Consider the following 13,905-nt stretch of genomic DNA (forward strand, 5'->3'; position numbering starts at 1 on the left):
ATGGCACCGAGGGCCACGGGTGGTCGGAATCTGTCGACTCAGAGAATCTCGACATCAACAAACCATTGAACTTCCACCATGAGGAAATTACTATCCACTGGTCAGAAGCGCCCTGAACCACAGACGGCGCCCGCGACCGTTATCCGGAACTCTCCACACCCGACGGCACTGCGTGCCGTCTCGCGCGAGCATTCCCCGCGGCCGCCAGGCACCGCCGCTGAAGGAGTGACAGATATGTCCGCACCAGCGCCGTCCCCGCTGGCCATCGTCGACGCCGAGCCCCTGCCCCGGCAGGACGAAGTCCTCACCGAAGCGGCCCTCGCCTTCGTGGCCGAGCTCCACCGGCGGTTCGCCCCCCGCCGCGCCGAGCTCCTCGCCCGACGCGGCGAGCGGCGCGCCGAGATCGCCCGGACCTCCACCCTCGACTTCCTCCCGGACACCGCACAGGTCCGCGAGGGAGACTGGAAGGTCGCGCCGGCCCCGGCCGCGCTGAACGACCGCCGCGTGGAGATCACCGGTCCGACGGACCGCAAGATGACCATCAACGCCCTCAACTCGGGCGCCAAGGTCTGGCTCGCCGACTTCGAGGACGCCTCGGCTCCCACCTGGGAAAACGTCGTCCTCGGCCAGCTCAACCTCATCGACGCCTACGAGCGCCGCATCGACTTCACCGACCCGCGCACGGGCAAGGCGTACGCCCTGAAGCCCGCCGACCAGCTCGCCACCGTCGTCATGCGGCCGCGCGGCTGGCACCTGGAGGAGCGCCACCTCAGCTTCGAGGGCGGCCCCGCCTCGGGCTCCCTCGTGGACTTCGGCCTCTACTTCTTCCACAACGCGAAGCGCCTGATCGACCTCGGCAAGGGCCCGTACTTCTACCTGCCGAAGACGGAGTCGCACCTGGAGGCACGCCTCTGGAACGAGATCTTCGTCTTCGCCCAGGACTACGTCGGCATCCCGCAGGGCACCGTCCGCGCGACCGTCCTCATCGAGACCATCACCGCGGCCTACGAGATGGAAGAGATCCTCTTCGAGCTCAAGGACCACGCGGCGGGCCTCAACGCGGGCCGCTGGGACTACCTGTTCTCGATCGTGAAGAACTTCCGCGACGGCGGCGAGAAGTTCGTCCTGCCGGACCGCAACGCGGTCACCATGACGGCCCCCTTCATGCGCGCCTACACCGAGCTGCTCGTCCGCACCTGCCACAAGCGCGGCGCGCACGCCATCGGCGGCATGGCGGCCTTCATCCCGTCCCGCAAGGACGCCGAGGTCAACAAGGTCGCGTTCGAGAAGGTCAAGGCCGACAAGGACCGCGAGGCGAACGACGGCTTCGACGGCTCCTGGGTCGCCCACCCCGACCTGGTCCCGATCGCGATGGCCTCCTTCGACGCGGTCCTCGGCGACAAGCCGAACCAGAAGGACCGCCTGCGCGAGGACGTCTCGGTGGCCCCGGGCGAGCTGATCGCGATCGATTCCCTCGACGCGAAGCCCACCTACGACGGCCTGGTCAACGCCGTCCAGGTCGGCACCCGTTACATCGAGGCATGGCTGCGCGGCCTCGGCGCCGTCGGCATCTTCGGCCTCATGGAGGACGCCGCCACCGCCGAGATCTCCCGCTCGCAGATCTGGCAGTGGATCAACGCCGGAGTCGTGTTCGAGAACGGCAGGACGGCCACCGCCGAGCTGACCCGCGAGATCGCCGCCGAGGAACTGGCCAGGATCCGCGCCGAGGTCGGCGAGGAGGCCTTCGCGTCCGGCAAGTGGCAGCAGGCCCACGACCTCCTCCTGCAGGTCTCCCTGGACGCCGACTACGCGGACTTCCTCACCCTCCCCGCGTACGACCAGCTGATCGGCTGACCTGGGCCTTCGGCTGAAACGCACAGCAGTCGAACACCGGGTTCCGCCCCCGCCGCCGCCCTGGCGACGGGGGCGGAGCCATGTCGCGGGCCGGTCGCGGACCGGTCGCGAACCGACCGAATGGTCGGCCGTTACTTCATCGTAACCTTGCTGTACCTAGCGGTAACAAGCGGGGGCGTGTCACCTTTCCGATGCCACCGGCGCCGGCGGTACCCCCACTTTCCAAGCCACGCACCGGAGTTGCCGCCCAGCGTTTCCTCGGTGGCTCCGGCGTGGCCGACCGCAGGAGTTCCGCAGTGATCGGATTCCGCAAGGCCGGCAAGGACAGGGCCGCCGCCCGCAGTCGCGTGCGACGACTGGCCGGCGCCGCGATGGCCGTACCGCTCGCCGCCGGCGCGCTGCTGGCCGCCGGGGCCGGGACGTCGGCCGCCAGCCCGGGGACCGGGCCCACCGCCGTGGTGTCCATGGGCGACAGCTACATCTCCGGCGAGGCCGGACGCTGGAAGGGCAACAGCCTGACCAACAGCGGGAGCAGGAACGGCACCGACCGGGCGTGGGTCAGCGGCAGTTCCTACGACCCCGCCAAGGTGTACGGCGCGACCGCCATGGGGTGCGACCGCTCGGACTCGGCCGAGGTGCTCAGCGCGGGTGCCGTCGCCGACGTCGCCGTCAACCTCGCCTGCTCCGGGGCCACTTCGCAGAACGTGTTCCGGGCCTCCAACGGGGGCGTGGCCTTCAAGGGCGAGGCCCCGCAGGCCGACCAGCTCGCCTCCGTGGCCGCGGCCAAGAACGTGAAGGTCATAGCCCTGTCCATCGGCGGCAACGACCTCGGCTTCGCCGACATCATCAAGGACTGCGCGCTCGACTTCGTCCTCTGGAACTCGTACTGCTACGACGACCAGCAGGCGGTCGTCGACCAGAAGATCGACGGGGTGGTCGCGGGCATCGGCAAGTCCGTCGACGAGATCCGCGCCGTGATGCGCGGGGCCGGCTACGCCGACTCCTCCTACCGGATCGTGCTGCAGTCGTACCCGTCGCCGATCCCCCGGGGGGCGGAGAACCGGTACACCCAGAGCGACTGGAGCCGGCTCAACACCGGTGGCTGTCCCTTCTGGAACCGTGACTCGGACTGGGCGCGCGACTCGCTCGTGCCGCAGCTCGCGGACCGCATCAAGGGGGTCGCGACGGCCAAGGGCGTCCAGTTCCTCGACCTGCGCGACATGCTCCAGGGGCGCGAGGTGTGCGCGAAGGCCAGCAAGCTGGTCAGCTCCACCGTCCCGGCCTCGGCGAAGACGAGCGAGTGGGCGCGCTGGATCGACAACAACGAGACCCAGGGGCCGATCCAGGAGTCCATGCACCCGAACTACTACGGCCAGCTGGCCGTCGGGCGCTGCCTGGCCCTGGCCGTGGCCCAGCCCGCGAACTCCGGTGCGAGCTGCAAGAACACCGCCGGGGGCGACCACACCGGGATGTACCTGACACCGGCCCCGTAAAGCGGATGAGGGAAACGGGGCGGGCTGCCATCCTCAAGGGCATGACAGCCCGTCCCGCACGTCCGAGCCTCTACATCTCCGTCGACATCGAGGCGGACGGCCCCATCCCCGGCCCGTACTCGATGATCAGCTTCGGCGCCGCGGTCGCGGGACGCCAGGACGGCGCCGTGTACACGGCGGCCGACCCGGCGGAGCGGACCTTCTACCGGGAGCTGCGCCCCATCGGCGACCGGTACGTGGACGCCGCGCTCGCCGTCAGCGGCCTCGACCGCGACCGGCTGCTGCGCGAGGGCGCCGACCCGGCCGAGGCCATGGACGCGTTCCGGGCGTGGGTGCGGGAGGTCTCCGCCGGGGCGCAGCCCGTGATGTGCGGCTACCCGGCCTCCTTCGACTGGACCTTCCTGTACTGGTACCTGATCGCCTTCGGCGACGACAGCCCCTTCGGGCACTCCGGCTGCCTCGACATGAAGACCCTCTACGCGACGAAGGCCCGCGTCCCGCTGCGCGCCGCCGTGAAGGGGCGGATGCCCCGCGAACTGCTCCCTGGGCGCCCCCACACCCATCACGCGCTGGACGACGCGGTCGAACAGGCGGAGCTGATGAACAACCTGATGCTGTGGCAGCCCGGGGAGACCGGCACCGGTTGATCCCCGCGGCGCCGGACCGGTCTACGCCGCGCGCCGCGGACCGCTCGGGAGGGCGGCCAGGGCCGTGGCGAAGGCCGCGCGGCAGCGGAGCCAGTCCGGGTCCGGGGAGGGCGCGTGCAGCGCGAGGAGCTTGGGCAGGAGGTCCGCCGAGAAGGCGCGGGCCGCCTCCGCCGGGAGCAGCGAGGGCAGGTTGTCGATGGCGATGACGTCCAGCGCGGGGGTGCCTCCGCGCAGCCGGCGGGCGGGGGCCGTCCAGTCGGTGAGGCGGTCGTAGACGGGGAGCAGGTGCAGCGGGGATCCGGTGTCACAGGTGATGTCGGCGATCACCGAGAGCCTGCGGGTCCCGGCGGAGGCGTCGAGGTCGGCCGGGGTGAGGAAGGGCGGCACCGGGCGGGTGGTGAGGACCGCGTGGACCAGGATGTCGTGGCCGAGCAGCGCGGCCCGGTCCAGATCGCGGGTCGCGGCACGGTCCCAGAGCGTGGGCCGGATCCCGGCGGTGGCCAGGGCGTCGCAGGCCCCGCGTCCGCTGCGGCCGCCCGCGCCGGTCACCAGGGCCCGTAACGGCCGGCCCTCGCGGGCCCGGCGCAGCCGCGCGTCGAGTTCGGCGCGGGGCAGCGGGGCCAGCGGGGCGGTGAGCCGGCCGCGCGCGTGCAGTGCGGCCAGGGCGGCCCCCGCGTACCCGGCCCAGTAGCCGAAGGCGGCCAGCCTGCGGCCCTGTGCGTCGGCGAGGTACTCCAGGTCGAACAGGGTGCCGCCGCCGGCCGCGAAGCGCCTCAGCAGATCGGGGCCCTGCGCCTGCCCCTTGTAGGCGTGCCCGAAGTACACGTGCCGGTGGTGCAGCCGCTCCGGTGTGGGCGGGAGTTCCTTGAGCCCGAGGACGTACGCCGACCGGGGCGCGGACCCCGCCCAGGATCCGGCCGGGGCGGTGGCGCAGCCGACGGCCGCGTAGGCGTCGAGCGGGAAGACCCGGTGGCCGGACTCCTCCACCGTGATCCGTACGCCCTGCCTGACGAGCCGGGCGGCGTCCTCGGGGGTCAGCGGTGCGCGGCGTTCTGTGGGGCGGGTCTCGCTGCGCATCCAGAGCTGGGGGAGCTGCGGCATGGCTGTACCACCTGTCCGTTCGGCGGGGTGGGTGGGCTCATCCGATGTCTTTCCGCGTCGTATACGGCGTACGCGGGATCGGCGCGGCAACTCCGGGCCCGGGAGCCCCCGGGGCCCCGCCCGTCGACACCCGGCCCAGGGCCCGCCGGGGGCCGGCCCGGACCCCGGTCGGCGGGCCGGTCGGCGGGCCGTCCGGAAGACCGTGCGGCAGCCGGGATCAGAGCTCCGGGAGGAGGGCCCGCAGCGGGGTCCTGGCCCCCTCCGCGAGCGCCGCCCGGAAGGCCTCCGGGTCCATCCGGGCCCGCAGGACCCGCTCCGCCCGCGGGAGGCAGGCGCTGGCCGGCCGGATGCGGGCGACCGCGCCGAGCAGCCGCGCGGACTCCTCGTAGCAGCCCGCGTCGGCCTCCAGTTCGGCGAGCAGCTCCGCCGAGAGCGCCTGCCCGAGGCCGTCGCCGAGGAGCAGCTGGATCTCCAGGGCGCGCAGCAGTTCGGCGCGGGCCAGGGCCGGGCGGCCCTCGCGGCGCTGGACCATGGCATGGGCGTATCCGGTCCAGGAGCGGGCCCACAGGTCCACCGGCCCGTCCGGCGGACCGTCCTCGACGGGGACGGACGCCGGGTCGGTGTGTGCGAGCGCCATCGTCAGGGCCGCCCGCAGCACCTCCGGTCCCGGTCCGAACTGCGGCTCCGGGGGCAGCAGTTCGAGTGCCTCGCGGAATTCGGCGGCTGCCTCCCAGGGCCGGTCGCGCCAGAGCGCGACGAGCCCCCGCAGGTGCGCCAGGTAGGCCACGCAGGCGTCCTCGCCCTCCTGCACGGCCGCGCTCCAGGCCTCCACCAGCAACGGATCGGCGGCCTCCGCCTCCCCGGAACTCGCCACCAGCCAGGCGGCCAGCCACAGCGCCCGGGCGGGCCGGGGCGCCGGGTGCAGGGCCAGGGCCCGTTCCAGGTGCCGCCGCCCCTCCACGACCAGCCCGCAGGGCGACCACAGGAACCACAGCGACACGGCGATCTCCAGGGCGCCCCCGGGGCCGGCCGTGGTGAGCGGGTCCATCGCGGCGCGCAGCTCCGGCAGTTCCGCGACGGCCAGTGCGCGCGCCTCCTGCTGCGCCCCCGACCGCCACAGCCGGGCGGCCCGCTCGGCCGTCGCCCGGTACCGCTCCCGGTGACGTCGTGCCGCGGTCGCCCCGTCGCCGTCCGGGGCCAGGGCGAGCCGCCGGGCCGCGAGGGCGCGTACGGACAGCGGCAGCCGGTGGCGGCCCGGGTGGCCGGCTTCCTCCAGCAGGGCGGGGGTGATCCGCTCCAGCGCCTCGGCGGCCCGCCGCGGGGCGAGCGCGCCGAAGCCGCACACCTCGACGACGGCGTCCCGGTCGAAGGAGCCCGCGAAGACCGAGAGCCGGTCCCACAGCAGCCGTTCGTCGGGCGGGGCGAGGCTGCAGGTGCGCAGGGCGTCCGCCCCGCCGGCCCGGCCGGCGCCGCCCGAGAGGAAGTCCAGCGGGTCGGCGGTGAGCCGGCGCAGGGCCTCGGCGGGGGCGTACCGGTGGGCGCGCGCGGCGGCGAGTTCCAGCGCACCGGGGATCCCGTCGAGGGCCCGGCACAGGGCGGCGACGGCTCCGGCATTGCGTTCGGTGAGCTCGAACAAGGGGTAGGCCCCGCGCGCCCGTTCCTCGTAGAGGCGTACGGCCTCGTACCCGGCGGCCTCGGCCACCGACCGCCGGTCGGGATCGGGCGCGGCGTCCGGTACGGGCGGCGGCGGTACGGCGAGCGGCGGTACGGCGAGCAGCGCCTCCCCGGCCGGCCCGACGGCGCGCTGCGAGGTCGCCAGGATCCGCAGCCGGGGCAGTCGTACCAGCAGAGCGGACACCAGGGGGGCGGCCTGCGCGCCGAGCTGTTCGCAGCCGTCGAGCACCAGCAGGGCCTCGCGGCCGTCGAGCCGCCGGACCAGCTCCACCTCTAGCGCCCCGATGCCGTCGGCGGGCACGCCGACCATGTCGGCCCAGACCACGTCGATCCCCTGGCCGCGGCCCAGGGTGCGGACGGTGCGCACGGCCAGCCGGGTCTTGCCGATGCCGGCCGGTCCTGTGAGGGTGACCAGTCGTGCCGTGGCGAGCAGGGCCGCCGTACGGCTCAGCTCGCGTTCCCGGCCGATGAAACTGGACAGTTCGGCCGGCATCGACTGGCGCACGCTCGTGCCGGGCTCCCCCACGCGTCCTCCCGCTGTTCTCGCCGAGGTGCGTACTGCTGTCCGATTCAACAGTTCAGCACACAAAGAGAGATCATCAGCCGAGCGTCCGGTCGACCGGACGGTGACCGGGAGAACCACCAGGGGAAGGCATGAACTCCGCCGTTTCCGCCATCGACGACACCGACCGGGCGCTGGTCCACGCGCTCCAGCTCGCACCCCGTGCGAGCTGGGAGCGGCTGGCACCGGTGCTCGGCGCCCGGCCGGACACCCTCGCGCGCCGCTGGGACCGGATGACCGCCGCCGGGGAGGCCTGGATCACGGGCCTGGGGCTGCGGACCGGCAGCCGGGCGCCCTGCATGGCGTGGGTGGAGGTGACCTGCGCGCCGGGCGCCTCCCCCACGGTCGGCACCTTCCTGGTGGAGGACCCCCACACCATGGGCGTGGAGCACAGCACGGGCGGCCGCGACCTGCTGCTCTTCGTCGCCGTGCCCGACCTGCACACGCTCTACCGCTACCTGCAGTTCCGCGTGCAGCTGATCCCCGGGGTGAGCGGCACCCGCTCCTCGATGGTCACGGCGGTGCACACCGCCCCCGATCGCTGGCGCCTGGACCAGCTGACGCCGGCCCAGACCGACCGGCTGACGGGGCGCACCCGCCGGGCGGCCGCCCCGGTCTCCGCGTCGACGCCGGGGCCGGCGGCCCTGCTGGAGGAGGACCGGCCCCTGATGCTGGCGCTGGCCTCGGACGCGCGCCGCAGCGTGGCCTCGCTGGCCCGGGATTCGGGGATGAGCGAGTCGACGGTACGGCGCCGGCTGGGACGGCTGGAATCGCGGCAGGGCCTGCGCTACAGCTGCGCGATGGCCTCGGGGCTGTCCGGCTGGCCGGTGTCGGCGACGCTGTGGGCGGAGGTGCCGGAGCACGAGGTCGGCGACTGCGCGGCGGTGGCCTCGGGGCTCCGCGAGACCCGGACCTGCATGTCCGTCAGCGGCCCCTGGAACTTCATGATCAGCGCCCGGCTGCGCACCGTCGAGGAGCTGTCCCGCTACACCGCAGACCTGTCGCGGCGGCTGCCGGGACTGCGCATCACCGACACGGCGGTGGCGCTGTGCGTGCGCAAGTCGGAGGCGCAGGAACTGGACCAGGCGGGCCGCAGGGTACGGACCGTGCCGCCGGACATCTGGCGCGACCCGGTGCCGGAGCCCGGGCCCGCGCACGGGCGGGGCACCCCGCGGGACGGGGCGCACGGCGGCCAGGGCTCACCGTAGGACGGGGCCCACCGCGGTCAGGGCACCCCGCGGGACGGGGAGCCCCCTACGGGAACAAGGACGAACGGCGGCGCGTACGCCACACCCGCAGTGGGTGGCGTACGCGCCGCCGTTCGTCCGTGTTCCGCGTCCGGAGGGTCAGTGCACGAAGGCCGGCTCCGCGGAGGCCTGCTCAGCGGCGTCCTTCTTGGCGCCGAGGTGGTTGAAGGCAAGGTTGAGGACGATCGCGACCACGCAGCCGGTGCTGATGCCGGAGTCGAGGACGACGAGCAGGTCCTTCGGGAAGTGGTGGTAGAAGCCGGGGGCGGCGATCGGGATCAGGCCGATGCCGACCGAGGCGGCGACGATCAGGGCGTTCTCGCCCTTCTCCATGGCCGCGCCCGCCAGGGTCTGGATCCCGCTGGCCGCGACCGAGCCGAAGAGCACGATGCCGGCGCCGCCGAGGACGGGCAGCGGGACGACCCCGATGACGGAGGCGGCCATCGGACACAGGCCCAGCAGGATCAGGATGCCGCCGCCGGCGGCGACCACGAACCGGCTGCGCACCTTGGTCATCGCGACGAGGCCGATGTTCTGGGCGAAGGCGCTGCACATGAAGCCGTTGAACAGCGGGCTGAGGGCGCTGCCGAGGGTGTCGGCGCGCAGGCCGCCCTCGATGGTCTTCGCGTCCGCCGGACGTCCGACGATCTTGCCGAGGGCGAGGATGTCGGCGGTCGACTCGGTCATGCAGACGAGCATGACGATGCACATCGAGATGATCGCGGCCACCTGGAACTGCGGTGCCCCGAAGTGGAAGGGGGTGGGGAAGCCGATGACGTCCGCGTTCTTGACGGCGTCGAAACTGGTCATGCCCAGCGGCAGTGCGATCAGGGTGCCCGCGACGAGGCCGAGCAGGATGGAGATCTGCTGGAGGAAGCCGCGCAGGAACTTGCGCATCACCAGGACGATCGCCAGCGTGAGGGCGGCCATGCCGATGTTCTTCATCGAGCCGTAGTCGGTCGCCGTGCGGTTGCCGCCCTGGGACCAGTTGAACGCCACGGGGAGCAGCGAGACGCCGATCAGGGTGATGACGGTGCCGGTCACCACGGGCGGGAAGAAGCGGACGAGCTTGCCGAAGTAAGGGGCGGCGAGGAAGCCGACCAGTCCGGCGACGATGATCGCGCCGAAGATCACGGGGATGGCGTCGGCGCCCTCACCCTTGCCTATCGCGATCATCGGGGTCACTCCGGCGAAGGAGACACCGTTGACGAAGGGGAGTTTGGCGCCGATCTTCCAGAACCCGAGGGTCTGGAGGAGGGTGGCGAGCCCCGCGGTGAAGAGCGAGGCGCCCATCAGGAAGGCGGTCTCGGTGGCGGAGAGTCCGACGGCGGGGCCGACGATCATGGGCGGGGCCACGACGCCCGCGTACATGGCGGCCACGTGCTGGAGCCCGCTCGTGAACATCTTCAGCGGAGGCAGGGTCTCGTCGACCGGGTGCGTCTCCTCCGGTACTGCGACTGCGTCTTTGCGAAACCTGGGCGTTGCGGCCACGGCTTCCTCCGTACGGTTGTGCACGTCGGCTGGGACGTGAGTGTCATGGAGGTGGGTGCGAAAGCGTTGCTGTCGAGCCTGTATGCAGTTGTGGGTGGTGCGATTTCTTGCCCCAAGGGGTGCGGAAACGATTCGCCCAAAAAGGTTCCGCGCATCGAGCCGGTATCGCCGTGGCAGTGGACCGCAACAGGGCAGCACGAAGCCGCGGTGCAGGTGTTGTCACGCGTCACCGCCCCCGGGAACGCCTTCGGATCTCTCCTCGGGCGCTTCCCGGGAACGGCTGCCGCGGACCCCGCTCGGGTCCGCGACCGCCGGCCGGGGGCCGTCCCCCCCGACCGGACTCCGTGGGATCAGGCCTGCGCGGAGATCCGCGCGAGGCGCTGGGCCTCTTCCCGCGTGGACACGGCGATCGCGTCCTCGTCGGCGAAGAGCAGTCGGTTGTTCTCGACGATCTGCTTGCCGTTGACGAACGAGGCCGTCACCGGAGCCGCCGCACCGAAGACCAGGGCGGTGACCGGGTCGGCGATGGAGGAGTGCAGGAAGGTGTTCAGGTTCCACAGGACCAGGTCGGCGAGCTTGCCGGCCTCCAGCGAACCGATGTTGTCCGCGCGGCCGAGGACCTGGGCGCCACCGTAGGTGCCCAGGCGCAGCGCCTGGCGCGCATTGAGGGCGCGCTCGCGGTGGACCGGGTTCAGACGGTTGATCAGCAGCGCGTTGCGCAGCTCGGTGTGCAGCTCACCGGACTCGTTGGAGGCGGTGCCGTCCACGCCGAGGCCCACCGGTACGCCGGCGGCCAGCATGTCCGGGACGCGGGCGATGCCGGCGGCCAGACGGGCGTTGGAGGACGGGCAGTGCGCGACACCGGTCTTGGTACGGGCGAACGCGGCGATGTCGGAGTCGTTCATGTGGACGCTGTGCGCCATCCACACGTCCTCGCCGAGCCAGCCGGTCGACTCGAAGTAGTCGGTCGGGCCCATGCCGAACAGTTCCTTGCAGAACTGCTCTTCCTCGACGGTCTCCGAGCCGTGCGTGTGCAGGCGCACACCCAGACGGCGGGCCAGCTCGGCGCCCTGCCTCAGCAGCTCGGTGGAGACCGAGAAGGGGGAACAGGGGGCGACGGCGACCTGGGTCATCGAGTCGAAGGAGGCGTCGTGGTGCTTCTTGACGGTCGCCTCGGTGTCGGCGAGCGCGCCTTCGAGGGTCTCGACGGCGTGGTCCGGCGGCAGGCCGCCGTCCTTCTCGCTGCGGTCCATCGAACCGCGGGCGAGGGTGAAGCGGACACCCATCTCGGACGCGGCGCGGATGATCGAGCCGGACAGGTCGCCGGAGCCCTTGGGAAAGACGTAGTGGTGGTCCATCGCGGTGGTCACACCGCCCTTGGCCATCGCGGCGAGGGAGCCCTGCGCGGCCGTGTACGTCATCTGCTCGTCGATGCGCGCCCAGGTCGGGTACAGCGAGACGAGCCAGTTGAAGAGGTTGTGGTCGGTGGCGAGGCCACGCGTGATCCACTGGTAGAAGTGGTGGTGCGTGTTGACCAGACCGGGGGTCACGAGGTGTCCGGTGCCGTCGATGCGACGGACGACGTTGTCGAGGTTCTCGGGGGCCCTGCCCGCACCGATGAACTCGATCTTGTTGCCTGCGACCACCACGTGGCCCGAGGCGTACTCGGTGTCGTTCGCGTCGACCGTAGCGATCGCACAGTTTTCGATGACGATGCGCTCGACGGCGCTGTCCTGGGCTGCTGATGCTGCCATGGGACTTCCTCGTGCTTTCAGTGGCGGTGCGGGCACGGCAAAACCCAGGGGATTTGAGTGCCGGAGCCGGGGGCCTTGACAGCTGACAGTACTGCCGCCCCGAGTGGTGCGTCCGGGTGCCGATTCACGAAGCAGAACGTGTCGCCCGTCCCGGGGCCACTGCGGAGCCCCGGGACCGGCGTGCCGTGATCAGAGGTTGGTCATGTCCACGGGGATACGGGCGTCAACGCCGTCGCGGAGGACCGTCGCCTCGATCAGACCGTACGGACGGTCCGCGGCGAAGTACACCTCGTTGTCGTTCTTGAGGCCGAACGGCTCAAGGTCGACGAGGAAGTGGTGCTTGTTCGGGAGCGAGAAGCGGACCTCGTCGATCTCCGAACGGTGGTTGATGATGCGCGAACCCATCTGGTACAGGGTCTGCTGCAGCGACAGGGAGTAGGTCTCCGCGAAGGCCTGGAGCATGTGCTTCTTGGTCTCGGCGTAGGACTTCTCCCAGTTGGGCATCCGCTGCTCGTCGTCGGTCCAGTTGAAGCGCCAGCGGCCCGACACCTGGGTGGCCAGGATGCGGTCGTACGCCTCCTGCAGGGTCGTGTACTTGTCCTTCACGTAGCCCCAGAACTCCGAGTTGGTGGAGTTCATGACGATCAGGTCCTTGAGGCCGGAGATGACCTCCCAGTTCTGGCCGTCGTACGTGATCTGGGTGACGCGGGTCTCCATGCCCTTGCGGACGAAGGAGTGGTTCACCTCGTCGGAGCCGATGAACTTGGAGTTGGCGTCCGAGGTGGCGATCCGGTCCCAGCCGTACTCCTCGATCCGGATCCGCGCGCGCTTGATCGGCTCCTGGCTGTTGACGAACCAGCGCGCCAGGTGGATGCCGAACTGCTCGGCGGACTCGATGCCGTACTCCTTGGCGAACGCGTACACCGTGTTCTTGGTGGTGTCCGTCGGCAGGCAGTTGGCGTTCGAGCCGTTGTAGTGGACGTCGTCCATGTCACCGGAGAGGGCGACCGAGACGTTCAGGTCCTTGATGTGGTGGGTGTCGCCGTCCCGCGTGATCTTGACGACGCGGTTCTCTGCTTTGCCGTACTGGTTCTGGCCCAGAATCGTGGCCATGACTAGCTCCCTCGGTAAACGGAGTAGCCGAACGGGTTGAGCAGCAGCGGTACGTGGTAGTGCTCGCCCGGGTTCACCGCGAAGGTGATGGTTACCTCGGGGAAGAACGCACCGCTGTCCCTTACGCGGGGGGCGTCCTGCTGCGCCTCGGCTTGCTTCTTTTCGCTGTTCTTATTCAAGAAGTACGTCTCGGTCTCGAAATCGAGACGCACGTGTGTGGTGCCCTCCGGCAGCGCCGGCAGGTCCTTGCAACGCCCGTCGGCGTCGGTGGCGCTGCCGCCGAGCGCCGCCCACTCGCCGTCCAGGCCCGTACGGGCCGACAGGGAGATGGCGACGCCCTCGGCGGGCTTGCCGATGCTGGTGTCCAGGATGTGCGTGGACACCGAAGCGGTGGTCGCGGTGCTCATGCTCACTCTCCTTCTTCTGCGAGTTCTGCGAGACGGGTCAGACGGATCCGGTTGATCTTGACGAGCTCGCCGCGGGCGATTTCGCGCTCCCGCTCCGGCGAGTTCTCGATCCGTACCTTGACCGCGTCCCGCATGAACGCACCGGTCGCACCGGTGGCGCAGATGAGGAAGACGTGGCCGAACTTGTCCTGGTACGCCAGGTTCAGTTCGAGGAGCTCGTTCTTGAGCTCCTCCGAGGCACCGGCCATGCCACGCTGCTCGCGGGCGGAGGTCGGGTCTCCCGGCTTCGGCCGGCCGATCGGCGCGTGGCCTCCCATCGCCTCACCCAGGTCCTCGGCGGTGAGTTCCGCCATGGCGGACTCGTTGGCCGAGAAAAGGGCTTCGGCGCCGGCGAAGGGGCGCTGGGCGAGCATCTTGCTCCCCCAAGCCGAGCTGGCGCACACCTCGTGGAGCTCGGCCGCGGCCGCGCTGTCGTCCAAGGCGTTGAACCGGGTGAGACCCGGGGTCGGACTCGAAGTCACGGTAGGCCTCCGTGGCCTGTTGTTGCTTTGACGGGCTGCGC

General features: G+C 71.4%; 11 protein-coding genes. 4 read left to right on the top strand and 7 right to left on the bottom strand.

What is annotated here, in order from left to right; genetic code table 11:
- Positions 1-234: 234 nt before the first annotated feature.
- The 3 genes from aceB (at position 235) to ACEPPI_RS02645 (ending at position 3,994) form a co-directional block, all read left to right on the top strand.
- On the top strand, positions 235-1,854 hold the full coding sequence (gene aceB / locus ACEPPI_RS02635) for a malate synthase A (protein WP_373913615.1): 1,620 nt from the start codon (positions 235-237) through the stop codon (positions 1,852-1,854).
- A 191-nt stretch (positions 1,855-2,045) separates the two neighbouring features.
- Positions 2,046-3,347: a GDSL-type esterase/lipase family protein gene (locus ACEPPI_RS02640; protein WP_373913616.1), complete on the top strand. Its 1,302-nt coding sequence runs from the start codon at positions 2,046-2,048 to the stop codon at positions 3,345-3,347.
- Between the two features lie 41 nt (positions 3,348-3,388).
- Positions 3,389-3,994: a 3'-5' exoribonuclease domain-containing protein gene (locus ACEPPI_RS02645; RefSeq protein WP_373913617.1), complete on the top strand. Its 606-nt coding sequence runs from the start codon at positions 3,389-3,391 to the stop codon at positions 3,992-3,994.
- A gap of 21 nt (positions 3,995-4,015) precedes the next feature.
- Here the strand turns inward: ACEPPI_RS02645 and ACEPPI_RS02650 are convergent, their stop codons facing one another.
- Together ACEPPI_RS02650 and ACEPPI_RS02655 are read right to left on the bottom strand one after the other, a co-directional pair.
- A complete protein-coding gene (locus ACEPPI_RS02650; protein WP_373913618.1) occupies positions 4,016-5,095 on the bottom strand; it encodes a saccharopine dehydrogenase in 1,080 nt (359 codons plus the stop codon).
- A 217-nt stretch (positions 5,096-5,312) separates the two neighbouring features.
- Positions 5,313-7,295, bottom strand: coding sequence for a hypothetical protein (locus ACEPPI_RS02655; RefSeq protein WP_373913619.1), 1,983 nt, complete (start codon positions 7,293-7,295; stop codon positions 5,313-5,315).
- Positions 7,296-7,423: 128 nt separating this feature from the next.
- On the opposite strand from ACEPPI_RS02655, the gene ACEPPI_RS02660 reads away from it, so the two are divergent.
- Entirely contained in the window at positions 7,424-8,539 is a 1,116-nt protein-coding gene (locus ACEPPI_RS02660) for an Lrp/AsnC family transcriptional regulator (RefSeq protein ID WP_373913620.1), read from the top strand.
- Positions 8,540-8,677: 138 nt separating this feature from the next.
- Here the strand turns inward: ACEPPI_RS02660 and ACEPPI_RS02665 are convergent, their stop codons facing one another.
- The 5 genes from ACEPPI_RS02665 to uraD form a co-directional block, all read right to left on the bottom strand.
- Positions 8,678-10,069 carry a nucleobase:cation symporter-2 family protein gene (locus tag ACEPPI_RS02665; protein WP_373913621.1) on the bottom strand — a complete coding sequence of 464 codons (1,392 nt, stop codon included), beginning with the start codon at positions 10,067-10,069 and terminating at the stop codon, positions 8,678-8,680.
- A 350-nt stretch (positions 10,070-10,419) separates the two neighbouring features.
- The gene (locus ACEPPI_RS02670; protein WP_373913622.1) at positions 10,420-11,823 is read right to left on the bottom strand and encodes an 8-oxoguanine deaminase; all 1,404 of its coding nucleotides are present in this window, start codon (positions 11,821-11,823) and stop codon (positions 10,420-10,422) included.
- Positions 11,824-12,012: 189 nt separating this feature from the next.
- Positions 12,013-12,936 (bottom strand): factor-independent urate hydroxylase, encoded by a 924-nt coding sequence (pucL, locus tag ACEPPI_RS02675; protein WP_373913623.1) that lies wholly within the window; start codon positions 12,934-12,936, stop codon positions 12,013-12,015.
- A 2-nt stretch (positions 12,937-12,938) separates the two neighbouring features.
- Positions 12,939-13,343, bottom strand: coding sequence for a hydroxyisourate hydrolase (gene uraH, locus ACEPPI_RS02680; RefSeq protein ID WP_373913624.1), 405 nt, complete (start codon positions 13,341-13,343; stop codon positions 12,939-12,941).
- 2 nt (positions 13,344-13,345) lie between these two features.
- Positions 13,346-13,864: a 2-oxo-4-hydroxy-4-carboxy-5-ureidoimidazoline decarboxylase gene (uraD, locus tag ACEPPI_RS02685; protein ID WP_373913625.1), complete on the bottom strand. Its 519-nt coding sequence runs from the start codon at positions 13,862-13,864 to the stop codon at positions 13,346-13,348.
- Positions 13,865-13,905: the final 41 nt, after the last annotated feature.

Source organism: Streptomyces sp. AB3(2024), assembly GCF_041862025.1.
Lineage (GTDB): Bacteria > Actinomycetota > Actinomycetes > Streptomycetales > Streptomycetaceae > Streptomyces.